This window comes from Collinsella sp. AF29-7AC, assembly GCF_003475665.1.
Classification (GTDB): Bacteria; Actinomycetota; Coriobacteriia; order Coriobacteriales; family Coriobacteriaceae; genus Collinsella.
On record NZ_QRQX01000003.1, the window covers coordinates 78,622 to 102,507 of the forward strand.

Below are 23,886 nucleotides of genomic sequence, written 5' to 3' on the forward strand. Positions count from 1 at the left end.
ACTCTTTAGGGCTGCGTTAAAAACCCGATGCAGCCGCACGACCATACCTGCCAAAAAGGGGCAGGTTTTGACGGTGTCCGGTCGAGCAGGTATTATCGAACAGGTATTCGATAAGAACATGTGTTTGATGGGAGGCTCGGATGGAGCACGAGCAGCACACCTACATCTGCATCGACCTCAAGACGTTTTATGCCAGCGTCGAGTGCGTCGATCGTGGGCTCGATCCGCTCACCACCAACCTGGTCGTTGCCGACGAATCGCGCGGGCGCACGACCATCTGCCTCGCCATCACACAGGCTATGAAGGACCTCGGGATACACAACCGCTGCCGTCTGTTCGAGATTCCCGGTGGCATCGACTGCATCAAGGCCGTACCGCGCATGCAGCACTACATGGAGGTGTCGGCGAAAATCTACGGCATCTATCTGGAATACGTGAGTCCGCAAGACATTCACGTCTACTCCATCGACGAATGCTTTATCGACGTGACGCCCTATCTGGACCTCTATCACACCGATGCGGAAGGGTTCGCCTGCACGCTGCGCGACGAGGTCTTGGCGCGCACCGGCATCACGGCGACGGTCGGCATCGGCCCCAACCTATTCCAGGCCAAGGTAGCGCTCGACATTACCGCCAAGCACGTACCCAGCAGCATCGGCATACTCGACGATGAAACTTTTCGCAAGGAGATCTGGCCCCATCGCCCCATCACCGACATCTGGGGCATCGGCCCCGGCGTGGCGGCCCGTCTCGAGAAATACGGCGTCTACGACCTGATGGGCGTCGCCGCACTCGACGAGAACCTGCTCTACGACGAACTCGGCGTCAATGCCGAATATCTCATCGACCACGCCTTCGGGCGCGAGCCGACAACCATCGCCGATATCCAAGCCTATCGCCCGCATGCGACCTCGACCACCACAGGACAGGTGCTCTCGAAGGGCTATGCCTACGAGCAGGCCTACACCGTCTTGCGCGAGATGGTCGACAACGCCGTGTTGGATCTAGTCGATAAGCACGTGGTCTGCGACAGCATCTCGCTCTTTGTGGGCTACGCGAGCGAGCGCGCCGACATACGCCGGCTCAACGCCAGCGGCACGGCGCAGTATATAGACGGCTGCGGACACCTGCGCTCGAGCACCTCGGGCATCGAGCCCGCAGCGGCCGATGGCCCCGAGCTCGCGCCCCGTGCTCCCAAGCCCGTCCAGCGCGATGACGAAAGGCGTCGCCTGGTGCGCGAAGCGCAGGCAATCGATGGCATCTTTGTGGGAGAGCATGGCGGCAAACCGCGTGGTGGCTATGCCGCACTCTTTGCGCACTCCAACGCCTCGCGCAAGCTGCCCGAGCGCACTAACTCGTTTAAGAAGATCATGGGCTATTTTGATGAGCTCTGGGCGCAGACTGTCGATCCCAAACGACCGGTCAAGCGCATCAACCTTGGATTTGGCAACCTCATGCCCGAGGAATTTACCACCATCGATCTGTTCAGCGATATCGAGGCCGATGAGCGCGAGCGCGACCTGGCGCGCGCCGTCCTGGCCGTGAAAGGCAAGTACGGCAAGAACGCGCTCGTCAAGGGATTAAGCTTTACCGCCGGCGCCACCGCGCGCGAACGCAACGACCAAGTTGGAGGACACCGTGCCTAAACCCAAACAACAGCCCGTGCGCCCGCCGACCGCCTTCGAGCGCCTGGCGGACCCCGAGGGCAGACGCCGCGCCGCCGACCCCAAGCTCACTGCCAACGGTGCCGTTCGCGCCGGCCGTGCCGCACAGTTTATGCCCTTTGCCGCCCTCACGGGATACTACGAGCTCGTACGCAAGCAAGAAATCACCGTCGAGCCCAAATGCGAACTTACGGAAGAAAAAGCCCTCGAGCTTTCGAAAAAGCTCGAGGGCCTCAAGCGCGGAGACCTGCTCCGCGTGACCTATTACGATACGTACGGCTATCGCTCCCGCACCGGCATCCTGGTCGAGGTGCTGCCGGCATACAAGCTGCTCAAACTCAGGGATATCGCCATTAACTTCGACGACATTCAAGACATCGAGCTACGCGGCCGAGCCTAGCGGCCAGAGCGCTTGCGCAGGCCAAACGCAACGGCGAGCACGGCGACAGCGGCAATCAAAAGACCTGCGACCAGCGTTGCGGTCGAGTCACCTGTGCCAGGCAGGGACGACTTCTCGGCCTTCTTCGTGCTCTTCGAAACCGTGGTCGTGCTGCTGGTAGACCCGTTGGGCTTATCCGTGGAACCCGGATTCGACGGGTTGCTCGGGTTGGGTTTGCTCGGCTCGGTCGGATCCGGATCGGGATTGCCGGGATCCGGCGTATCGGGATCGACCGGGTTTTCGGAGTTCTCCTTGCGCTGAATCCAAACCTGGCAACCATTGAATGGGTTGGCCGTGCCAAGGCACAGGCCCTGATTGGTCACGGCAAAGGTGCGCAGACCATGGTTGTACGGATCGTTAAAACCGTTGGTCGTCAACGTCGTGAAGTTCACGCCATCGGCCGTAACATACATATCAAAGCCGCGCTCGGCGTCGCGCAAGTAATACATGCACTTGATCACGCTTTGCAGCTTCTTAAGATTCTCTTGGCTCAGCAGCTTATCGAACGCATCCTGAATATCTCCGGGAAGCTCATCGCCGTAGGCGTCCTTATACTGCTGCTTAAGCTCGTCATACGCATTCAGCATGTCCTGATACTGATCCGCGAACGACTCAAAGTAGGCGATCTCGCCATCGATCTTTTGAGCATAGGCGTCGTCGCTCTCGTCGTCCACGGACATCGTTGCCGCTTGATCGGCAAGGCCATCCGTGGCATCGTCCAACGCGTCGCCCAGATTCTCCAGGCCCTCGGCAGCCGCAGCCTTGTCGGCGTCAACGTCATCGGCATCATCGATGCCAGCGGCGTCCCCGTCCTCTTCATCCGCCAGAGTGCTCGCGCCCTCGATCGGATTATTGGGTAGGTTTTTCTCGAGCAAGATCTTAAGCAGGTTCTTGATGTACTTAACCTGAGAGTCCCACTCCTCCGGCGTCATATCGATAATGTCGCCGTTGGAGAACTGGCCGATCGGCTCCAGCAGGCTCGCCGTGTCGAACGTGCCGACATACAGCTTGCCGTCAAACTTTTGCATACGCCAGATGTACTGGTTCTCGTTACGCCCAAAGCCTGAGGTCAGGCCAGAGATGCCGCCCTCGGGGAACATCTCGGTGCGGTCGCCGACGACAAGCTCCATATTCTCGTCTTTGTCCATGCGGTACAGATTGACCGACTGCTCAAGGTTGGCATTCACAAACGAGCAGTCGACGCCGCCCATACCGCTCTTGCCATCCTCTCCACTCTTGGATTTGTTAAATAGGATACGCTCCAGAGCGATTTCCTCATCGTTATACTCGCCGATGTAGAGATAATCGTTATAGACGATCAGATTCGCCGCGCCCGAACGAGTGCGGGCAGGATCGATACCAAAGCAATACTTCGCCTTGTCATTGGCCTGATCGCCGACGATCGGCACCCAGGTATACGTTCCATCGGCATTCTTATCGCCTCGAACCATCGCAAACGACTGCATGGAGTTGTCATCCGGAGCGTTATCGGGCGTACCGGTGCAGATCGTGGCATACAGATGTCCGTTAAACGAGACCATATCCCAAATGCTGCCGCCGTAGATGCTGTCCTTGTAGCTAATGGCGGGATAGCCAAACAGCGTATCGGAGTTTGCGATCTCGGTGAAACTCTCTTGGCCCTTCGAGGGGTCGGAAGAGGTCAGGATCGTCGCAACAAACTTACCGCTCGCGTCCTTGCCCACGTTGCTGATAACCAGCTGCCCATCGTGCACGCACATGCCGCGGATGCCGGTGGAAATACCCTGCTTGTACGCCGCGCCATAATCCTGCAAGCTCGAAAGACCCTGGTACACAACCTTGTACTCATCGGTCTTGGGGTCGATCTCGTAAACGGAGGGCAGGCCCGAGGCGCTATTGGCCTTCCTCACGCTGCCGCAAAAATACAGCTTGCCCTTGTAACGCACAGCGTTGCGGAAAAGCGGCTCGATATTATTCGACGACTTGGAGAGGATGAGCTTAGTCTCACCGGTCTTGGTGTTGACCTTGAGCAAGATGCCACCGCTGTCCTTATCGGGCGTGCCGTCCTCTTTTTGCTGGCCATAAAAGAAGGTTCCGTTGAACATGGCTTCCAGCGTTGCACGCATGGTGTCGGCATCAAACGAGTCGCCCAGCGTACCCTGCATCAGCGTAAGCGTATTGCCCATCGCCGCATAGCAGGTTCCCACATAGAGCCAATCGCCATAACTGACCGCTGACCATGTGTAGCTCTGTCCGCGGTCGCCCTCATTATTGGCAGTGTTCCCCTCGGCGCCGGGAACGGCAACCTTACCGTCGCCCTGGTAGTCCACAATGCCGTCCGGCAAAGAGGTATCTACCGTGGGGTGTGAGAGCTTCTCAAAAGTGTAACCGTTTCCCGCATCATAGGAGACCGACCCCCCCCCCTGCTTCTTCAGCACACGCTGGAATCGGCGATGCCAACGTAGCGGCAAGCGCAAAAACCAGACCAAGTGTTTCCACTCGTCTCATAACGCAAATGCTCCCCTCGTCTCATTGCCCAGCTATACGCACGCCAAAAAACTCTGTCCACCTTGAGCAGCAATACTGGGCACAGTATTAACAAACATCGATAAGTATACAAAAAGCACATTGTATGAATGCGCAATGATCGCCAATTGGTTGCATTCGGGCTTGAAAGGCACCGAGTTTCCATTTACTACACAACTGAGGAACTATATTTAAGCAATTTATGGGGAACGCTTTCAGCCCGAACGCCGGCGAAGGGCGCCGCCGAGGCACGAGCCCCTACAGCTTTATGATGTAATAGCCCGCGTCCTTCACGGCACCCTCGAGTGCCTCGCGATCGACCGGATGCTTTGAGCGCACGCGCGCCGTGTGGTCCGCAAACGTCACCGTTGCCCACACGTCATTCAGCGCATTGAGGGCATTCTCGACGTTGTGCGCGCAGCCATCGCAACTCATACCGCCAATGAGCAGCTCATCGCAGTAGGGGTAGTGAGATTTGTCGGTATCGGCCACCACGACCTTTTTAACCTTTTTGCCACTCGCGCCATCACTGCAGCAGCTTTTGCCGCGCGTCGATGCGGCAATGCGGCGCAGTCCAAAGAACATACCAACGGCAATTACGGCCAGCACGATGATATTCGCAGGGTTAAGCAGATCTTCCATACGCTCCCCTTTCCTTGTAGTCCACATTAGAGATACCCCCACGGGGTGGTCCCATCTTACCCCAAGCTCATGTCAGTTCAGTCAAATAGTTTCCTATTTCTTACTTTTTAGTTGACCATGGCTTACTTTTGTGTATAAGTTTTCCTAGGCTAACAGGTGAGGATTCAAGAGGAGCGCCATGACTCGAACCATAGACATTCCAACGTTTCAGGCGGCAGTCGTGCGCAACTGCTCCCCCACGCTCGCGGGCATCAAGCCGGCATCGCTCTTCACCTATCCCGGCGTCTACGCCCATCAGGATGGCTCGAACGCGACCGCGCCGATCGCGGATCACCGAGCACTTCTGCTCAACGTCATCGCCCAGTGCAATCACGAGCTCGCCCCGCTTGGCATCCACCTGAGCGTTTTGGTCTGGCGCCCCTGTGGGGCGCTTGTATACGCGTATCGGCCCCACAGCCTCGCTACGTACCTTGCGGACCCTCGCGCCAAAACGGCACTCGCCAAGGAGGGCTACGACACCGACAATCTGCCGATATGTCTCGCACACCTGGCGTCACGCATCGCGCTCGCGAGCACTAACGCCGCGGAATGTGCCTGCGACCAAGCTCGATGCGCGCTGGACCATCAAGCCCGCTGTAACAACAGCTGCACCTGTGAGTTCCCCCACGAAATTGGCTACTTTTTGGGATACCCCTACGACGACGTCCATCAGTTCATCGTCCAGCGCGGCGAGAACTACAAGGTCTTTGGGGCCTGGAAGGTCTACGCAAATGTCGAGCAGGCGCTTGCGACGTTTGATGCCTACCGTGCCTGCACCCAATACTTCACTTTTATCTATCAGCAGGGCTGCAGCCTGGCGCAACTTGCCCAGGCAACCCGATAGAACGTACAAGCCGCGGCAAGCGCCGCACGACCGAAAGGACAAAACATGAGCAAGATCGCCGTCGTTTACTGGAGCGGCACGGGCAACACCGAGGCCATGGCAAACCTCGTCTCCGAAGGCGCGACGTCAGCCGGAGCCGAGGCTGAGGTCATCTCCTGCGCCGACTTCTCTGCCGACAAGGCCGCCGAATATGATGCCTTCGCCTTCGGCTGCCCCGCCATGGGCTCCGAGGAGCTTGAGTATGACGAGTTTCAGCCCATGTGGGACGAGGTCAAGGAGACCCTCGGCGACAAGAAGGTCGTCCTCTTTGGCTCCTATTCGTGGGCCGAGGGCGAGTGGATGGACAACTGGAAGGCCGACGCCGACGAGGCCGGCGTCAACGTCGTGGACTCCGTCATTTGCTACGATGCGCCCGACGATGAGGGCGAGGCGGCCTGCAAGGCCCTCGGAGCCGAGCTCGCGTAACGAAACCAGGCCTCCAAAAGAGCCTGTATCACAGCGTATCCCCATCCCTACAAAAGAGCGGGGGCTGGATTCAAGTCCAGCCCCCGCTCTTTTGTAACGGCAGTTACATCAACCGGCTACGAAATATTGCCCAAGAACGCCTTGGTGCGCTCGCTCTTGGGGTGGTCGAAGACCTCGCTCGGCGTACCCTCTTCCACAATGACGCCGCCGTCCATAAAGACGACGCGGTCGGCGACATCGCGGGCAAAGCCCATCTCGTGCGTCACGACGATCATGGTCATGCCGTCGCGCGCCAAGTCGCGCATGACGCCCAGGACGTCGCGCACGAGCTCGGGGTCGAGCGCCGAGGTGGCCTCGTCAAAGAGCATGACGTGCGGGTTCATCGACAGGGCGCGGGCGATGGCAACGCGCTGCTGCTGGCCGCCCGAGAGCTGGCTCGGCATAAAGTCGATACGCTCGGCAAGACCGACCTTGGTCAGCTCCTCGACGGCAATCTTCTCGGCCTCTTCCTTGCTGCGCTTGAGCACCTTCTGCTGCGCAAGCATGACGTTCTTTTTGACTGACAGGTGCGGGAACAAATTGAACTGCTGGAACACCATACCCAGATGCGTGCGCACCTTGTTAAGGTCGACGCCCTTGGCGCACACGTCCACACCCTCAACGACAATCGAGCCACTCGTGGGATGCTCCAGGCGGTTGATGCAGCGCAGCATCGTCGACTTACCCGAGCCCGAGGGACCCAGAACTACGACGACCTCGCCCTTATGCACATCCAGATCGATATCGCGCAGGACCACGTTATCGCCAAAGGCCTTCTGGAGGTTCTTGATGCTGACGACAACCTCGTTCAAGTTATTGGTTTCGCTCATGATAGGACCTCCTTACAGACCGGCGATGTGATCGGCGGGCGTCGCAACGACCTGCCCGGCGCTCTTGGCGGGACGCTTCTTCTTGGTCTCGGCCGTGCCCAAAAGCCTCGCCTCAAGGCCGCTCACCAAGCGAGCGAGCGGCAGCGTAATGACCAGATAAAACAGGGCGGCAACCACGTACGGCGTAATGGAGCCCGTCGTGGCCACGATGGTGCGGGCGTTCATGACGATCTCGACCACGCCCACGGCCGCGAGCAGCGACGTATCCTTGTAAAGCAGGATGAACTCACTGGTCAACGTAGGCAGGACATTGCGGAACGTCTGCGGAATCATAACGTAGAGCAGTGTCTGGAAGGCGTTCATGCCCAGCGAACGCGCAGCCTCGTTCTGGCCCTTGGGGATCGACTGAATACCGGCGCGGAAGATCTCGCACAGGTAGGCGGACGAGTTCATGGCCATGACGATGACGCCGAGCACATAGTCGTCAACCTTGACGCCGGCCAGCGGCAGGCCAAAGAACGCGATGTAGATCTGCAGGAACGCCGGCGTACCACGGATGATATTCACATAGATACCGGCAAGGCAACGCAGGATGCGCGACTTGGAGATGCGCATGAGCGACAGGGCAAAGCCAAAGGGAATTGCCAGCGGAAACGCCACGAGCACGATCGAGAGCGACATGAGGAAGCCTTTGAAGACGATCGGCAGGCTCTGGACCAAAATGACCGGGTTCAGGAACAGGCGCAGGAACATGTTGGAATTCCATGCCTCGACCCACGGCTGCTCCTTAAGGTCGGCCAGGAAGTTATCGAATGCCGTCACGCCCTTGATCTCCACCGACGGAATCTTGGAGATCTTCTTGGTCGAACCATCGGCCAAAGTGTAGGTGCCGCTAAAGGCCTCGTCGCCGCCCTCGACGGGGAAGGTCACGCCGTAGACCTCGACGCGGAAATAGCCGCCGGCCGGAGCCGTCTCGCCAAAATCGATCTTGAGCGTCTGGCCGTCGACCTTGCACGTAGGCTTCATGGGCGTACGGTCCATAAGGTCATCGCCCGAGAGCATCGTCAGACGCGTGTCGTCCGCACCAAAGGTCGTGCCATCGGCAAACGTCAGCGAAAGACCGCTCAGTTCCTCGTCGGCATCGGCCTGGACCTCCCAGGTGATACGAGTCTCGGTGCCACCGACTACGTCGCTTCCCGAACCGGTATTGGGTCGGGCGGTGATCTTTGCGGTCTCAAGTGCCTGAGCAGTCGAGGGCACGCAGGCCCCCGCGCATACCAGGGCGAGCACCACAGCCAGGGCACAGGCCAGCTTTTGAAGCATCGAGGGCAGTGGATGGCTCTTGCCCATGGCTCCTTGGTTCAATCGAGACAAGGTGGCTCCTAACGTTTAAGTTGCCGACATAACGGGGCGGGATGACGCCCATTCAAGAAACGCAAAGGCCCTCTCCGCCAAAACGGAAAGGGCCCGCGTGCAATCAAGTAGCTATTTTACTTGATGTTGTACTTAGCCATAAGGGCGTCAACGGTACCGTCATCGGTCAGGTCCTTGATAGCCTGGTTGATGTCGTCCTTGAGCTTAGTGTTGCCCTGGTTGATGGCGATGGCGTACTCCTCGCCGGTGCTGATCTGCTTGATGGTCTGGCAGGTGTTGAACTGCTCGGCGGTCAGCTGGCTGGCGACGGAGCGGTTGGTGACCACGGCGTCGCCCTTATCGGACTGCAGGGCGCTGAAGCACTCGGTAGCGTCCTTGTAGGGGACGATCTTTGCCTTGGGGAAGTTCTCCTGGGCAAAGGCCTCGGCAGTCGAGCCAGACTGGACGATGATCGTGGCGTCGGCGTTGTTGAGCTTCTCGCTGTAGTTGTCGGCCGTGATGTCGGTGTTATCGACCTTGGTCACGATAGCCTGATCGTCCATGTAGTAAGAGTCGGAGAACGCGACTTCCTTCTCACGCTCGGGCGTGTCGGTGATAGCCGCGATGGCGACGTCGTACTTGGCGCCCGAAGCAACGCCGGGGACGAGCGTGTCAAAGTCGTTGTTGACGTACTCGACATCCAGACCCAGCTTGTCACCGATAGCCTTGATAAGCTCAAGGTCAAAGCCCTGGTAATCGCCGTTGTCATCCTTGTACTCAAACGGCGCGTACTCGGCAGAGGTGCCGACGGTGAGCGTACCGTCCTTGACGAGTGCATACTCCTTGGAGCCGTCGACCTTCTCGACCTTCACGTCATCAGAGCCGCTGGAACCGGCATCGGAACCAGAGGTGGCGTTGGACGAGCCGCAGCCCGTCAGTGCGAGGGCGAGCGCCATGGCGCCCGTGGCGGCAAATGCGCCAAGCTTCTTGAGCTTCATAATCAGTCTCCTTCCGGTGACCCCGTTTGATTCAGAGGTCTGCAAAAACTGTTGGCTATTATGCACCCGGAATTACGAATCTGCAATGAGAAAACTGATTGAAACAATCCCATAACGTGAATGGAACACTCCACTTTGTGACAGTTGTTACTGCTGTAACGACCTTAATAGCGTAATTTCCGCTGCATAACCTGCAAGTTCGTTCGGCGTCTCCAAAATAAATGGAAGTGCACGCAAGCGGCTATTCGATACAATATTCTGCATAACCTGCATACCGCCGCCAAATTCCTCGCTGCCAAGGTATCCCTTGCCGATGCACTCGTGACGATCTTTATGGGCGCCACAAGGGTTCTTCGAATCGTTGATGTGTACGGCATGCAGGCGATCGATGCCCACCACGCGGTCGAACTCGTCGAGTACGCCGTCCAGATCATGGATGATGTCGTAGCCGGCATCGCTCACATGGCAGGTGTCCAAACAAACGCCCAGCTTATCGGACAGCTCTGGACACTTGGCGGCAACGCCCTCGATAATGCACGCCAGCTCTTCAAAGCTACGGCCCACCTCGGTGCCCTTACCCGCCATGGTCTCGAGCAACACCATCGTCTGCTGGCCCTCAAACATCACCTGGCACAGCGTGTCGACAATCATCTGAATGCCGGCGTCTGCCCCCTGTCCCACATGCGCGCCGGGATGGAAGTTGTAGTAGTTGCCGGGCAGTGCTTCCAGACGCTGCAAATCTTCCGCCATAGCCTCCAAGGCAAACTCGCGCGCCCGCTCCTTAGCGGAGCAGGGGTTATAGGTATACGGGGCATGCGCCACCAGCGGTCCAAAGTCGTTTTGCGCCATAAGCTCGCGCAGAGCCGCCACGTCATCCATGTCAAAGTCTTTTGCCTTGCCACCGCGCGGGTTGCGCGTAAAGAACGCAAAGGTATTGGCACCAATGGACAACGCCGTCTCCCCCATCGCCCGATAGCCCTTCGTCGTCGAAAGATGACACCCGATCGTCAGCATCTCCAACTCCCCCTCATCAGTTGCGGTGAAATAGTTCCTGTCGATGCCCTATTCTGCCGCAAACAGGAACTATTCCACCGCAACTTATAAAAGGGGCATCAGGAACGCGTTTTGCAAAAGGCTTTAAGCGCGGCCGTTACGGGGCCAGGCTGGAAACGTCGGCGCACATCTTCGAGACGCTCAGGAATATCGATGTGCTGCGGGCAGTGACGTGCGCATTTGCCGCATTTGACGCAATTGCTCACCAACTTGGGCTCACTCGTCCGCACCGCGCTCGCCGTAAAATACTGCGACAGGCCCGTAAACCAGCTGTGCGCATAGCTTGCGTTGTAGGCGGCGAAACACCCAGGGATATTGATGCCTTTGGGACACGGCATGCAGTAGCCGCAGCCCGTACAGGGCACGCGATTCGATTTCTCAAACTCTCCCAGCACACGCGCGATGGTATCGAGCTGCTCTGTCGTCATCGAATTCGGCAGTGCGCGATCCGCCAATGCCGCGTTCTCGTCCACCTGCGCGGTATCGGTCATGCCCGAAAGCAGCATCGTGACTTGAGGATGGTTCCACACCCACGAAAGGCCCCAGGCGGCAGGAGTGCGCAAATGCGGGTCAGGGGCGCCATCGAGCACAGCGCGGGCCCGCGGCGGCAGCTTGCCCGCTAAACGCCCGCCCAGCAGCGGCTCCATCACAAACACCGCGAGCCCGCGCTCCGCAGCCGCCATGAGTCCCGCCGTCCCCGCTTGGTAGCGCTCTCCAGCGTAGTTGTACTGGATCTGGCAAAAATCCCAGTCATACGCGTCAAGCATCGTGAGGAAGTCCGCCGCACTGCCGTGATACGAAAAACCTATCTGGCGAATACGCCCCGCAGCCTTTTGGTGCGCAATCCAGTCCTCGATGCCCAACGCCACCACGCGCTCCCACTGGGCGGGCGAGGTGATGTTGTGCATAAGGTAGTAGTCGATATGGTCGGTCCGCAAACGGTGCAGCTGCTCGTCAAAAAAGCGGTCGAAATCCTCCGCACATTTGCACGAAGCGTGCGGCAACTTAGTCGCCAGCAACACCCGGTCACGCAGCCCCAAGCGCTCAAGTGAGGCGCCCACGCACACCTCGTTACCGGGATAAAGATACGCAGTATCCAGATAATTAATCCCCTGTTCCACCGCACGGGAAATGATGGCATCGGCCGTCTTCGCATCGGGGTGTCCCGGCGCACCGGGAAATCTCATGCAGCCCAGACCCAGAGCAGATATTCGGTTACCACTTTTGGGGTCAACGCGGTATTGCACGGCCCCTCCTTTCGCCATCAGCGCCCCGGCAAGACGAAACACAATGGTCACGCGGCCGAAACATCGTGGAATCGCAATCGAGAACGTATCGTAACGCAGCAGAAATCGAGCTGTCACGGCACCGCTTTAACATCAGCAAAAAGCCCGATGAAAGGAGCAACAAACAAATACGGCCATCCGGTGCACGCAGCATGGTCCGGCAGCATACAATCCATCAGGCGCCCCTTACGCGGGCGCCTTTTATATGGGGAGATGATTCGCATGCAGATCAACAAGATCGCCTTTATCGGCAAGGGCGGCGTCGGCCTGCTCTACGGCAGCATGATTGCCAAGGCCCTCGGCAATGACGCCGTCGAATACGTTATGGATGACGCCCGTTTTGAGCGTCACGCAAACGATGCGCTCACCGTCAACGGCAAGCCTTGTGCGCTCAAGTCCGTCCGCGCCAGCAAGGCAACGCCCGCCGATCTGGTCATCCTGACGGTCAAGACCACCGGTCTCGACCAAGCACTCAAGACTATGGAGCGCGTCGTGGGACCCAATACGCTCATCGCCTCGCTGTGCAACGGCATCACGAGCGAGCAAAAGATTGCCGAGCGCTTTGGCTGGGAGCATACCGTTCTTGGTATTTGCCAGGGCATGGACGCTGTGTTTCTCAACGGAGAGCTCACCTTTACCAACACGGGCGAAATCCGCTTTGGCGCGGCGGCCGGTACGGATCCCGCAGCCATCACCGCAATCGACGAGCTCTACACGCGCTGCGGCATCGCACACACCGTCGAGAGCGACATTGCGCACCGCATGTGGGCCAAACTCATGCTCAACGACGGCATCAACCAGACCTGCATGGCCTACGGCGGCACGTACGGAAGTGCCACGGAGCCGGGCTCCGAGCAGCGTCGCTGCCTTGTTTCCGCCATGCGCGAAACGCTTGCGGTCGCCAACGCCGAGGGCGTTGAGCTGACCGAGGCAGACCTGACGCAGATGGTGCACCTCATCGAAGGAATCGATCCCGCCGGCATGCCCTCGATGGCGCAAGACCGCGTCGCGCGGCGCAAAACCGAGGTCGAGGAGTTCGCCGGCACCATCTGCCGTCTGGCGGCCAAGCACGATATCCAGGCACCGCAGAACGAATGGCTCTATCAGCGCATTCGCGATATCGAGGCAAGCTGGTAGCGCCCGACTCACCACGTCAACAGACTCAACAGCAAAGCCGCCGCAAGGGCACTCCCCTTACGGCGGCTTTCATCTTCATCTATAACCAGTAGTCGATGTCCCGACGGTTAGAGCTGCGACTCCGAGGCCTGGCCCTCATCGTCGCGACAAAGGACTACACCCGCACTTCCCAGCAGCGCGGCCGCAATCAGCGCGCCGACCACGATTGGAGCAGCCCCGCATGACCCCTGCACGCCCGCAATGAGCGCGGCCGTAGGACCAAGGCAACCAAGCACCAATGCGACGACGGCAACGGCGATATCTCGAGCGTTCACAAGACCACTTCCTCCAAGAGAAAGACCTTATTTCTCATGAACTAGTGTGCCCCGCGCCCATATGCGCGGCGTACTGCCACGGTAAGCGCTCTGTTAACTCAAGCACGCACAAAAAACGAACGCCTTTACGTTGCCCAAAGGCTCGGTAAAGACGCCCGCCCGTCATGTCCTATTGGCTTATGGCAGATTACCAGCCAGTGTAGTAGTCGGTGGTTCCGGCAGCGCAGCCGGAGTCATAGACCTTGCACTCGCCCTTGGAACCGGTAAACGTAGAGCCTTGGGCCTTATCGCCCGCGGCAACGACGTAGTAACCATCGGAATCGCGCCAAAAGCCCTCGGAATCCTGCGTCCACTCGCCCGTGCGGTGGTGATACAACACGTTGCTGCTGTAATAAGTCTCGCGGCGGCCGTTATAGTTATTGACGCCGCTCGAGCGCGTCAGACCCGAGCCGTTCGCGTAATACGCAGCAGACGTGTAAGACGAGCCGGAGCCGGCGTTGTAATACGAAGCCTGGGCGGCCTCGGCAGCCTCGGCTTCGGCTGCGGCAGCCTCGAGCGCCTCGCGCTTGGCATCCTCAAGCGTGGAGCGAAGCTCGTCGAGCTCGGTCGACTTGGCGTCGACTTCCCCCATCGTCAACAGGCTACCCGCACCGTCGATGCAACCCTGCAACACAGCGCGCTCGTCATCGGTAGCATAGTCGCCATACATATTCATAATGATCTGAGCGCGCATCTCCAGGGAATCGCGCTTTGCCCCCATCGAGGCGTTCCACTCCTGCATGGAACCATAACCATCGCCGCGATAATCAACGGGCTGTACCAGCGTCGTCTCGGACGGCGTAGATCCAACCGTATCGGACAGTGTTGCCGCGTGGGCATCAGTTGCGCCGGCGCCCGCCAAAAGCGCCACGGTCAGAGCGGCGGAAAGGGCGGCGGCTTTCGGTTTTCGTGAATCGATCCTCATGTAGCTGGAAACCTCCGTAGTGCGTTTTTGCTGCGTTTGAGCTGCGTGTGATTCGATCGCGCTGCATAGTACCTCGAGCAAATCGCGACCTGCGGTTTTACTCAAAAGGCGCACGTCAATTGCGTAAAACTCACATCCTCTCAACAGGAGTTTTCCACAACTCGAATGCATAAAGCATGCCAAAAACCCTGTAATAGCGCCCTTCCTATGCAAAAAAGGCGCCTGCGCAACCATTGCTTGCGCAGGCGCCTTGAGCAGGCATTTTATGCAGTTATACCTATCGAGTCGCAAGGGGTCCTTGCACAAGTCGCCTTACTCGTCCAGCGCGGCGAAGGCCTGCTTCAGATCCCAAATGATGTCCTCGGCGTTCTCGGTACCGATGGAAAGACGGATCGTGGAGGGCGTGATGTTCTGCTCGGCGAGCTCCTCGGCAGAGAGCTGGGAGTGCGTGGTGGTAGCCGGGTGCACGACGAGCGACTTGACGTCGGCCACGTTGGCGAGCAGCGAGAACACCTGCAGATGATCGATGAACTTCCAAGCTGCCTCCTGGCCACCCTTAATCTCAAAGGTGAAGATCGACGCGCCACCGTTGGGGAAGTACTTCTGATAGAGCTCGTGATCGGGGTGCTCAGACAGGCTCGGGTGGTTCACCTTGGCGACGTGGCTGTCACCAGCCAGGAACTCAACGACCTTCTTGGTGTTCTCGACATGACGGTCGACGCGCAGCGACAGAGTCTCGGTGCCCTGGAGCAGGACCCAGGCGTTGAACGGGCTGATGCAGGCGCCCTCGTCACGCAGCAGGATAGCGCGGACATAGGTTGCGAAGGCGGTGGGACCGGCAGCCTCGGCAAACGAGACGCCATGGTAGGAGGGGTTGGGCTCGGCGATCTGCGCATACTTGCCGCTCGCCTTCCAGTCGAAGTTGCCGCCATCGACGATCACACCGCCCAGCGAGGTGCCGTGGCCGCCGATGAACTTGGTTGCGGAGTGGACAACGATGTTGGCGCCATGCTCCAGCGGACGGAACAGATACGGGGTGCCGAAGGTGTTGTCGACGACAACCGGCAGACCGTGCTTCTTGGCGATCTCGGAGATGGCGTCGATGTTGGGGATGTCAGAGTTGGGGTTGCCGAGCGTCTCGAGATAGATGACCGTGGTGTTGTCCTTGATGGCACCCTCAACCTCTTCCAGGTTATGAGCATCGACAAAGGTGGTCTCGACGCCAAACTGGGAGAGCGTATGCTCGAGCAGGTTGTAGGAGCCACCGTAGATGGTCTTCTGAGCCACCACGTGGTCACCAGCCTGGGCAAGAGCCTGCAGGGTATAGGTGATGGCAGCGGCACCGGAGGCGACGGCAAGACCGGCCACGCCACCCTCGAGCGCGGCGATACGGTCCTCAAAGACGCCCTGGGTGGAGTTGGTCAGACGGCCGTAGATGTTACCGGCGTCGGCAAGACCAAAGCGGTCGGCGGCGTGCTGGGAGTTGCGGAACACATAGCTCGTGGTCTGGTAGATAGGCACGGCACGGGAGTCGGATGCGGGATCGGCGCTCTCCTGGCCAACGTGCAGCTGCAGGGTATCGAAACCAAAGGTGTGCTCGGGGTTGTTGATGAACCGGCTCATGATGATCTCCTTGATCGAACGAAAGTAAGTAAAAAGAGAGAAGTAAGTCGCTGTCTCCTGATCACGCCGACGGGCGCAAACAGGAGCCCGGCATTCGTCTTGGTAAGCAATTCATATGCGGGCCTCCTTTCGCGCCCCGATTCCGTGGTCGGCTTAATTACCTACCGCCTTTGTGTGTTTTGAATAGTACGAGCATTGTCTCCCTCGGTCAATCACTTATAAGCGCTAACTTGTTATCTGTTTTATAGATAACTATCGAAAGGACGGGCACCGATGACCCTTCAGCAGCTTCGCTTTCTGATCGCCGTGGCAGAGTCCGGCTCAATCAACGCCGCAGCTCAGCGCCTCTATACCGCTCAGTCCAACATCTCAAACGCCGTCAAAAGCCTAGAACAAGAGCTCCATCTGGAGATCTTTACGCGCTCCAGCCGCGGCGTCACGCTCACCAACGACGGCACCGAGCTTTTGGGCTATGCGCGCCAGGTCGTAGAGCAGGCCGACATGCTCGAGGCGCGCTACGAGGACGGCGGCACCCCGCAAGCCCGCCTCGCCATTTCCGCCCAGCACTACGCCTTTTCGGTCGAGGCCTTTGTCAACGTGGTCGAGCGCTGCCGCGACAGCAAGTTCGAGTTCATCATGCGCGAGACCACCACATCGCAGATCATCGATGACGTCCGTGCGTTTCGCAGCGATATCGGCATTCTGTATCTGGATGACTTTAACGCCCGCGTTCTGCAGAAGGCCTTCGCCGATGCCCGCGCAAGCTTCCATCCCCTATTCGACGCGACGGTCCACGTCTTCGTTAGCGAGCGCCATCCGCTCGCACGCCGCCCTCAACTGTCCCTTGCCGACCTCACGCCCTATACGCGCTACAGCTTTGAGCAGGGAACCTCAAACTCCTTCTATTACGCCGAGGAACCCTTTAGCTATATCCCTTGCGACCGCAACATACGAATCTCGGACCGCGGAACACTTACCAACTTACTTATCACGTCGAACGGTTACACCCTGTCGACCGGTGTCCTCTCCAATGAAATGCAATGGGGCATGGCATCGATCCCGCTAGCAGACGCCCCAACGATGCACGTTGGCTACATCATGCACGACGAGCGCAAGCCCTCTCTCCTCTTGCAGCAATACCTCGACGAGCTCAACCACATCATCCATGCCAACTAACAGTCGGAAGACGGGGTAGAAATCGTAGATTGCTGGCCCCCGGCGGGCATGGCGCTACAATGGTCACTCACATGAAATGCACTCAACGAAAGGAAGCCCGTGAAGGTCATCATCTACACCGACGGCTCGGCCCGATCAAATCCGGGACGCGGCGGCTACGGCTCCGTGCTCAAATACACCAACCCCGCCGGCAAGACCTTCACCTCCGAGCTTTCGCGCGGCTACGCCAAGACCACCAACAACCGCATGGAACTCATGGCCGTTATCGTGGCGCTCGAGGCGCTCAACCGCCCTTGCGAGGTCGAAGTCCATTCCGATTCGCAGTACGTCGTCAACGCCTTTAACAAGCACTGGATCGACGGCTGGAAAAAGCGCGGATGGAAAACCGCCAACAAGCAACCCGTCAAGAACCGCGACCTGTGGGAGCGCCTACTCACCGCCAAAAGCAAGCACAAGGTTGATTTCATCTGGGTTAAGGGTCACGCCGGTCACGAGCTCAACGAGCGCTGCGATGAGCTCGCCACCACGGCGGCCGACGGCAGCAACCTCGATATCGACGCCGGCTTTAACGAGAGCGACCTGTAATAGCGTTTTCGCGCAGCTTTATATCCCCACGCGCTACACTCATCCTGTAGACCAAACAACGCAAGGGGGACGTATGCTGCGCATCGCGACCATCGGCACATCTATGATCACCGACGACTTTATCCAAGTCGTCAACGCCAACGACCAAGCCGCGTTTGTGGGCACGCTTTCACGCGATGCCAATCGCGGTGCCGCCTTTACCGCCGAGCGCGGTGGCGAGCGAAACTTTACTTCACTCGATGAGCTCGCGGCAGCTGCCGACGTCGACGCCGTCTATATCGGCAGCCCTAACGCACTTCACTACGAGCAGGCCCTTGTCTGCATCGCCGGTGGCAAGCACGTCATCGTCGAGAAGCCCTTCTGCGCCACCGAAGCGCAGGCGCTGGAAGTCTTCCGCGCTGCCGAGGCAGCAGGTGTCGTGGCCCTCGAGGCCATGCGTCCCCTCCACGACCCCGCCTTCCACGCCATCGAGGACGCCCTGGGCGAGATCGCCCCCATCCGCCGCGCCTCATTGCGCTTTGGCAAATATTCCTCGCGCTACAACGAGATTCTCGCGGGACGCGCCACCAATATCTTCGACTGCAATATGGCATCGGGTTCCCTCATGGACATTGGCGTCTACACCGTCGAGCCCATGGTCGAGATTTTCGGCATGCCCTCCGGCCTTACGAGCATGGCTACTCTGCTCGACCCCGCCACGCGACAGCTCACGCACGGCCCCATCGACGGCTGCGGTTCCATCCTCGCCAGCTACGGCGGTGGCCGTATCTCCGTCGAGCTCGCGCACTCCAAAATAACGAATGACCTGCTGCCCTCGCAGATCGAAGGCGAGCGTGGCACTATCCAGATCGACCATCTGTCCACGCCCCGCAATGTCCGCATCGACTATCGCGGCGATGTCGTACGCGGCTCGGCGACCGAGGCACCGCGCGAACAGGGCGACAACGGCCGCGTGCTCGACCTGCCCGAATCGAGCAACACTATGGAATACGAACTCACAGACTTTATCACCGCCATCGGCGGCATCGATAACGTTAAGGAAGAGATTTGGGAGACCCCGGCGGGACGTCACGAACTTGGCCACTACCGCGATGTCACGCTCGTCTCATTGCGCATCATGGATGCCGTGCGCCAGCAGGCCGGCATTACCTTCCCGTCCGACGCAGGCAAGCAGGCCTAGCGATGGGCTTCTTCGATGCGTTCTTCTCCAGCGTCACCGGCGGCAGTCGAGAGCCTCAAAAACCATCAAACATCGAGCTCGAGTTGCGCCGCAGGCTTACTGTGCTCGCAAGCGACGAGGCCACTCAAGACACTCCCCTGCGCTATTTCCTGCGCTGGGCGGGGCAAGTCCAGGGCGTTGGTTTTCGCTTTACCAACACCAACCTCGCGCAGGCACGCGCACTCACCGGCTGGGTGCGCAACATGGAAGACGGCTCGGTCGAGATGGAGATACAGGGAGCTCCGGCAAACATCCTATCTCATCTCGAGGCGCTTCATGCCTCCTACGAGCGCATGGGAACGCGTTTTCGCCTCGTAGAAGCCCAGGCCCAAGCCCCACTTGCCAATGAAGACAGTTTCATTCCTCGTTATTAGTATTGTGTGCTAAATACGGTATCATTTACCTACGACCGTTGATAGAAAAGAGGCGAGGCGCATGGCGGTGCAAAGAAGGAATACCAGGCAGCGAAAGCTGGTTCTTGACGCCGTGCGCCAAAGTTATAACCATCCCACCGCCGACGAAATCTACAACGTCGTGCGCGCGCAGGATGACAAAATCAGCCGCGGTACGGTCTACCGCAATCTCAATCTCTTGGCCGACGCCGGCGAGATCCTCTCCATCAAGACGCCGGGCGGCAGCCGCTTCGATCGCACGATCGAGCCGCATGCGCATATCATCTGCACCTCATGCAGCCGCGTCATCGACGTACCGCTCCCCTTCGATGCCCAGCTCGACGCCAAGGCGTCCGAGCAAATCGGCTGGCACGTCACGTCGCACTACACCATCTTCGAGGGTCTCTGCCCCGACTGCCGGTAGATGTTTGGGACATGCCTACACAGCAAGTAGACGACGCAGTTCTTCTTCGACCGTGCGCGCGTAGCGGACGCGGTCGTTGATGCCGCGCATGCTGGGGTTGCAGCTCTCCATCAGATAGGGATGGCCCACTACGTTGAGCATGTCGCGGTCGTTTTCGTTATCGCCAAACGCCATCATCTCATCGGGCGAAATTCCCAGGGCACGACCGTAATCGGCAAGCGCGGAACCCTTACCCGAATCAAAGCCGATAAAGTCCGTCCACTCGGTTCCCGACGTCATCACGTCGACACAGTCGCTAAAGTGGCGCTCGAAATACTCCAGCGCCGCCGGCTGCTCTGCCTCGGGCGTCTGGAAGGCAATCTTAATGACGTCCTCGTCGATGTCTTCGGGACGGTCGACTACCGCCACATCACAATGGACCTCATAACGCAGGTGGTCAACAAACGCATCGTTGCTGCTCATGGTGTAGAGGTGTCCCTCGCACGAAAGGGTCACGTCGGCATGGGGGTACGCAACCACGGCATTCGCGATATCCATGGCCAGGCCACGCTCCATAGAACGCTTGACCACGGCACGCCCCTCGCTCATGACCAGGGCTCCGTTTTCGCATACATAGGCGAGTTCATCGGCCACCGGGGCAAACAGGTAGCGCAGGCTCGCATATTGACGGCCACTCGCCGGCATAAACACGATACCGCGACGATGCAGCTCATCGATAAGCTCAAAGGCCTCGGAACGCGGCTCGCGCTCCCCCGGATGCAGCAACGTGCCGTCCAAATCGCATGCAATCAGCTTGATTCCCTCAAGACCCATATGCTTCCCCCAAAGCCTCCTATCAACAGCAAGACGGACCTTGATCGGTCACCCCTCAAAGCCCGTCTTGCGCATACGCGCGCTTAGTCGCGCGTCTTTTTAACGATGGTAAAGTCCGGAGCCATGCTCACGACAACATCGGCCGCACTCGACGCAAAGCGCCGGTCCGCATCGAGTTCACGGGTAACCACCGAGAGCCGAACACCCTCGACACCCCGAAGCATGCGGCCCAAAACAGGCTGCACCGGCGTATACATGCGCACGGTATGCTCGTCCGAGTCGCCCCGGAAGAGCGGCGCATGCATGTTGCCGATCTCCCAGCACGCATGCGCGAGCGCAATCGGGTCCATGCGGTCAACTTCGACCAAATAAACCTCGGCACTGCGCAGGCGCACGACAACCGCCACGGGCACCATGCCCGAACGGTCGATGGCGAGCACGTCGCCGTCGGCAAGACGACTGCCGTCGGCAGTATCCAGCCGAACATCGATCGTGCGCCCCAGCTCCGTCACGCCCACAAACGTGCGCGCATCAGCCTGGTCCCAATCGAGCAGGAGCTCGTCAACTTCAAAGACACCGCCCAGCTCCCGGCGAAGTAGGAGTTCATAGGACGGATCGTTGAGATTTCCCAAGCATGTCGTCGAAACCAAGCGTTCAGGCATACTCTAGCCCTCGACCTCGACGAGCTCGATATCAAAGTTGAGGTCCTTGCCGGCCAGCTCGTGGTTGGCGTCGAGCGTCACGGCCTCGGGCGTCACGTCGATGACCACGGCGGGGACGGGCATACCGCTCGGCGTGGACAGGAAGAGCTTCATGCCCTTCTCGATCTGCTCGATGTTGGGAACCTGTTCGGCCGGGAAGGTCAGGACCATCTCGGGGTTGTGCTCGCCGTAGGCATCGGCGGCCGGGATGTGCACGGTCTTCTTCTCGCCCACCTGCATGTCGACAACAGCGGCATCGAAGCCCTTGATCATCTGACCGGCGCCGCAGGTGAACTCCAGCGGCTCGCCGCGATCGTAGGAGCTATCGAATTGCGTGCCGTCGTCGAGCGTGCCGCGATAATGAGTCTTGACCTTCTTGCCCTGGTTGGACATGGAAACCTCCGTGATAAGGGCGGCGCACAACGCGGGCCGCCATGAACATATGGCGCTAACTATACCCTAGTCATACAATTCAAAGACAGTTTGCAAAGAAACGCTGCAACCGGAGGAACCATGGCATATCCCGTATTTGACCTACACTGCGACACCGCCGACCGCATCGGCTGGGCCACGCTCGATCTCGACCTGCGCTTTACCGCCGGCACCGACGGTTATTTCCCCGGCGACGAAACGCATCCGCAAGATTTCGACCTCATCGAGGGCAACGCCTGCGCCATCTCGCTCGCAAAGATCGGCAACACGCCGTGGGCACAGTGCTTCGCCACGTTTGTCCCCGACGAGATTCCCACCGCCCACGCCGCGCGCTTCCAGGCGCAGATCATGGCGCACATGAGCGGCCAGGCCATGCTTAACCACGACCGCATGGTCAACGTACGCAGCGCGGCAGACATTCGCCCCGCGCTCAAGGACGGCAAGGTCGCTTGCATCCACACCATCGAAAACGCCACGTTCTTTGCCGAGGACCCCGCGCTGATCGAGGTGCTCAAGAGCCTGGGCGTGCTTATGTCGTCACTCAGCTGGAACGCGCAGGGACCGCTCGCGAGCGGCCACGACACCCACGCCGGCCTCACCGCCGCCGGCATCGAGGCGCTTACGCAGATGGAGCACGCCGGCATGGTGCTCGACGTCTCCCACCTCAACGATGAGTGCTTTGACGAGGTTGTCGCCCACGCCACGCGCCCCTTCGTCGCCAGCCACTCCAACTCCCGTACCGTCTGCAGAGTCAAGCGCAACCTCACCGACGACCAGTTCCGCACCATTCGCGACATGGGCGGTATCGTCGGCCTCAACTACTGCAGCGAGTTCCTTTCCAACGACGCAACCAAAAAGACCGCCGCAGACGTCACCTTCGACCAGCTAGCGGCACATATCGAGCACTGGCTCGACCTGGGCGGCGAGGACGTCATCGCACTCGGTGGCGACTGGGACGGCGCCACTGTGCCCGCCTTCCTCTCCGATGCCAGCATGATGCCCGAGTTCCAGAACATGCTCTCCAAGCACTTTGGCAAGACCGTGATGCAAAAGCTCTGCAGCGACAACGCGCTTGCCTTCTTTGAGCGTTATTAATTTCACATCCCTTGAGCGGGCCGGCATGCCGAACGGTCGACATGCCGGCCCGTCCCCAATCCAAAGGACCGTTTTTGACGCAGCAGTTTACGATTTCCGCATCCCGACCGGATGGGACGCCCATCCCCGTCGTCGTTACCAAAAAGTGCGTCAAGAACTTCAACCTACGCGTCACTTCGAGCGGTGAGGTCCACGCCAGCGCACCGCTCGGCGCCACCCGCGAGCGTATCGAAGCGTTTGTGAAGCGCAACAGCGCCTGGATTACCAGCCGACTTGCCCAGCGCGAGCAGCGTCAGGCGACGGCACGAGAGCCGCTCAGCCCCTCGTCCATCATTGCACTTTGGGGCAAGCCCATCACGGTACAGGATGCACTCGATCACAACTTTGCATCACCCGCACCGCGACCCAAACAGGCCACCTTCGCAAGTTTTATGGGTACCGATGAATCGGACGAAGGCCCGCAGGCCAAGCGGCACGCAATCCTCGACGGCCTAACGTCCGACGAGCTCCAAGCCCACATCGACCAGCTCTACGCGTCCGAGGTCACCGCAGCGCTACGCGACATCGTGCACGCGTACGAAATCGCAATGGGCGTCACCGTGGCCCGCGTCTCCGTGCGCAGCATGAAAACGCGTTGGGGCTCCTGCACACCCAAAACCGGCGCCATTCGCATCGCGCGCGAGCTCGCCGCCTACCCTGTCGAATGCCTCGACATGGTTGTCGCCCACGAGCTCGTCCACTTGCTCGAGCCAAGCCACAATCAGCGGTTTCACGCCCTGCTCGACACGTACTGCCCTAACAATAGAGCTCTGTCGCAGCGGCTCAAGCAGCCACCCCTCAACAAGCTCTAGCGT

The 23,886-nt window shown here is 59.3% G+C and carries 25 protein-coding genes; 12 read left to right on the forward strand and 13 right to left on the reverse strand.

Annotated elements, in window-relative coordinates:
* Positions 1–140: 140 nt before the first annotated feature.
* A complete protein-coding gene (locus tag DWZ15_RS01860) occupies positions 141–1,646 on the forward strand; it encodes a DNA repair protein (RefSeq protein ID WP_118449042.1) in 1,506 nt (501 codons plus the stop codon).
* Positions 1,639–2,064: a hypothetical protein gene (locus DWZ15_RS01865; protein ID WP_233544601.1), complete on the forward strand. Its 426-nt coding sequence runs from the start codon at positions 1,639–1,641 to the stop codon at positions 2,062–2,064. The genes DWZ15_RS01860 and DWZ15_RS01865 overlap by 8 nt, the downstream gene beginning before the upstream one ends.
* Here the strand turns inward: DWZ15_RS01865 and DWZ15_RS01870 are convergent.
* Positions 2,061–4,427: a hypothetical protein gene (locus DWZ15_RS01870; protein WP_147352301.1), complete on the reverse strand. Its 2,367-nt coding sequence runs from the start codon at positions 4,425–4,427 to the stop codon at positions 2,061–2,063. The two genes, DWZ15_RS01865 and DWZ15_RS01870, sit on opposite strands and share 4 nt — an antisense overlap.
* A 439-nt stretch (positions 4,428–4,866) precedes the next feature.
* Entirely contained in the window at positions 4,867–5,250 is a 384-nt protein-coding gene (locus DWZ15_RS01875) for a heavy-metal-associated domain-containing protein (protein ID WP_118449048.1), read from the reverse strand.
* Positions 5,251–5,428: 178 nt separating this feature from the next.
* Between DWZ15_RS01875 and DWZ15_RS01880 the strand changes: the two genes are divergently transcribed.
* Both DWZ15_RS01880 and DWZ15_RS01885 read left to right on the forward strand, forming a co-directional pair.
* Positions 5,429–6,133 carry a DUF3793 family protein gene (locus DWZ15_RS01880; RefSeq protein ID WP_118449051.1) on the forward strand — a complete coding sequence of 235 codons (705 nt, stop codon included), beginning with the start codon at positions 5,429–5,431 and terminating at the stop codon, positions 6,131–6,133.
* A gap of 45 nt (positions 6,134–6,178) precedes the next feature.
* The gene (locus tag DWZ15_RS01885; RefSeq protein WP_118449054.1) at positions 6,179–6,598 is read left to right on the forward strand and encodes a flavodoxin; all 420 of its coding nucleotides are present in this window, start codon (positions 6,179–6,181) and stop codon (positions 6,596–6,598) included.
* 116 nt (positions 6,599–6,714) lie between these two features.
* Here DWZ15_RS01885 and DWZ15_RS01890 read toward each other — a convergent pair whose 3' ends face one another.
* The 5 genes from DWZ15_RS01890 to DWZ15_RS01910 form a co-directional block, all read right to left on the reverse strand.
* Positions 6,715–7,467: an amino acid ABC transporter ATP-binding protein gene (locus DWZ15_RS01890; RefSeq protein WP_118449056.1), complete on the reverse strand. Its 753-nt coding sequence runs from the start codon at positions 7,465–7,467 to the stop codon at positions 6,715–6,717.
* 12 nt (positions 7,468–7,479) lie between these two features.
* Positions 7,480–8,841, reverse strand: coding sequence for an ABC transporter permease subunit (locus DWZ15_RS01895; RefSeq protein ID WP_233544602.1), 1,362 nt, complete (start codon positions 8,839–8,841; stop codon positions 7,480–7,482).
* Between the two features lie 116 nt (positions 8,842–8,957).
* Positions 8,958–9,818 carry an ABC transporter substrate-binding protein gene (locus tag DWZ15_RS01900; RefSeq protein WP_118449058.1) on the reverse strand — a complete coding sequence of 287 codons (861 nt, stop codon included), beginning with the start codon at positions 9,816–9,818 and terminating at the stop codon, positions 8,958–8,960.
* Between the two features lie 147 nt (positions 9,819–9,965).
* The gene (locus tag DWZ15_RS01905; protein WP_118449132.1) at positions 9,966–10,832 is read right to left on the reverse strand and encodes a deoxyribonuclease IV; all 867 of its coding nucleotides are present in this window, start codon (positions 10,830–10,832) and stop codon (positions 9,966–9,968) included.
* A gap of 98 nt (positions 10,833–10,930) precedes the next feature.
* Positions 10,931–12,118: an aldo/keto reductase gene (locus DWZ15_RS01910; RefSeq protein ID WP_118449060.1), complete on the reverse strand. Its 1,188-nt coding sequence runs from the start codon at positions 12,116–12,118 to the stop codon at positions 10,931–10,933.
* A gap of 261 nt (positions 12,119–12,379) precedes the next feature.
* On the opposite strand from DWZ15_RS01910, the gene DWZ15_RS01915 reads away from it, so the two are divergent.
* Positions 12,380–13,294: a ketopantoate reductase family protein gene (locus DWZ15_RS01915; protein WP_233503834.1), complete on the forward strand. Its 915-nt coding sequence runs from the start codon at positions 12,380–12,382 to the stop codon at positions 13,292–13,294.
* Between the two features lie 107 nt (positions 13,295–13,401).
* Here DWZ15_RS01915 and DWZ15_RS01920 read toward each other — a convergent pair whose 3' ends face one another.
* The 3 genes from DWZ15_RS01920 to DWZ15_RS01930 all read right to left on the reverse strand — a co-directional run bounded on the left by DWZ15_RS01920 (position 13,402) and on the right by DWZ15_RS01930 (position 16,195).
* Positions 13,402–13,608 (reverse strand): hypothetical protein, encoded by a 207-nt coding sequence (locus tag DWZ15_RS01920; protein ID WP_117766084.1) that lies wholly within the window; start codon positions 13,606–13,608, stop codon positions 13,402–13,404.
* Between the two features lie 187 nt (positions 13,609–13,795).
* Entirely contained in the window at positions 13,796–14,572 is a 777-nt protein-coding gene (locus tag DWZ15_RS01925; protein ID WP_118449062.1) for a hypothetical protein, read from the reverse strand.
* A gap of 312 nt (positions 14,573–14,884) precedes the next feature.
* The gene (locus DWZ15_RS01930; RefSeq protein WP_118449064.1) at positions 14,885–16,195 is read right to left on the reverse strand and encodes an O-acetylhomoserine aminocarboxypropyltransferase/cysteine synthase family protein; all 1,311 of its coding nucleotides are present in this window, start codon (positions 16,193–16,195) and stop codon (positions 14,885–14,887) included.
* A gap of 273 nt (positions 16,196–16,468) precedes the next feature.
* Here DWZ15_RS01930 and DWZ15_RS01935 point away from each other — a divergent pair, with 273 nt between their 5' ends.
* The 5 genes from DWZ15_RS01935 (at position 16,469) to DWZ15_RS01955 (ending at position 19,991) form a co-directional block, all read left to right on the forward strand.
* A complete protein-coding gene (locus DWZ15_RS01935; protein WP_118449066.1) occupies positions 16,469–17,371 on the forward strand; it encodes a LysR family transcriptional regulator in 903 nt (300 codons plus the stop codon).
* Positions 17,372–17,470: 99 nt separating this feature from the next.
* Complete coding sequence (gene rnhA, locus DWZ15_RS01940) at positions 17,471–17,956, forward strand: ribonuclease HI (protein ID WP_118449068.1); 486 nt, start codon at positions 17,471–17,473, stop codon at positions 17,954–17,956.
* 73 nt (positions 17,957–18,029) lie between these two features.
* Entirely contained in the window at positions 18,030–19,136 is a 1,107-nt protein-coding gene (locus DWZ15_RS01945) for a Gfo/Idh/MocA family protein (RefSeq protein ID WP_118449070.1), read from the forward strand.
* A 2-nt stretch (positions 19,137–19,138) separates the two neighbouring features.
* Positions 19,139–19,549 (forward strand): acylphosphatase, encoded by a 411-nt coding sequence (locus DWZ15_RS01950; protein ID WP_117655275.1) that lies wholly within the window; start codon positions 19,139–19,141, stop codon positions 19,547–19,549.
* 61 nt (positions 19,550–19,610) lie between these two features.
* Positions 19,611–19,991 (forward strand): Fur family transcriptional regulator, encoded by a 381-nt coding sequence (locus DWZ15_RS01955; protein ID WP_172677978.1) that lies wholly within the window; start codon positions 19,611–19,613, stop codon positions 19,989–19,991.
* A 15-nt stretch (positions 19,992–20,006) separates the two neighbouring features.
* On the opposite strand, the gene DWZ15_RS01960 is transcribed toward DWZ15_RS01955, so the two are convergent.
* The 3 genes from DWZ15_RS01960 to DWZ15_RS01970 all read right to left on the reverse strand — a co-directional run bounded on the left by DWZ15_RS01960 (position 20,007) and on the right by DWZ15_RS01970 (position 21,898).
* Positions 20,007–20,804 (reverse strand): HAD-IIB family hydrolase, encoded by a 798-nt coding sequence (locus DWZ15_RS01960; protein ID WP_118449072.1) that lies wholly within the window; start codon positions 20,802–20,804, stop codon positions 20,007–20,009.
* A gap of 83 nt (positions 20,805–20,887) precedes the next feature.
* Positions 20,888–21,466: an urease accessory protein UreE gene (locus tag DWZ15_RS01965; RefSeq protein ID WP_118449074.1), complete on the reverse strand. Its 579-nt coding sequence runs from the start codon at positions 21,464–21,466 to the stop codon at positions 20,888–20,890.
* A gap of 3 nt (positions 21,467–21,469) precedes the next feature.
* The gene (locus tag DWZ15_RS01970; RefSeq protein ID WP_035138874.1) at positions 21,470–21,898 is read right to left on the reverse strand and encodes a peptidylprolyl isomerase; all 429 of its coding nucleotides are present in this window, start codon (positions 21,896–21,898) and stop codon (positions 21,470–21,472) included.
* A 120-nt stretch (positions 21,899–22,018) separates the two neighbouring features.
* On the opposite strand from DWZ15_RS01970, the gene DWZ15_RS01975 reads away from it, so the two are divergent.
* Positions 22,019–23,032: a dipeptidase gene (locus DWZ15_RS01975; RefSeq protein WP_117648308.1), complete on the forward strand. Its 1,014-nt coding sequence runs from the start codon at positions 22,019–22,021 to the stop codon at positions 23,030–23,032.
* Between the two features lie 74 nt (positions 23,033–23,106).
* Complete coding sequence (locus DWZ15_RS01980; protein WP_158572476.1) at positions 23,107–23,883, forward strand: M48 family metallopeptidase; 777 nt, start codon at positions 23,107–23,109, stop codon at positions 23,881–23,883.
* Positions 23,884–23,886 lie beyond the last annotated feature (3 nt).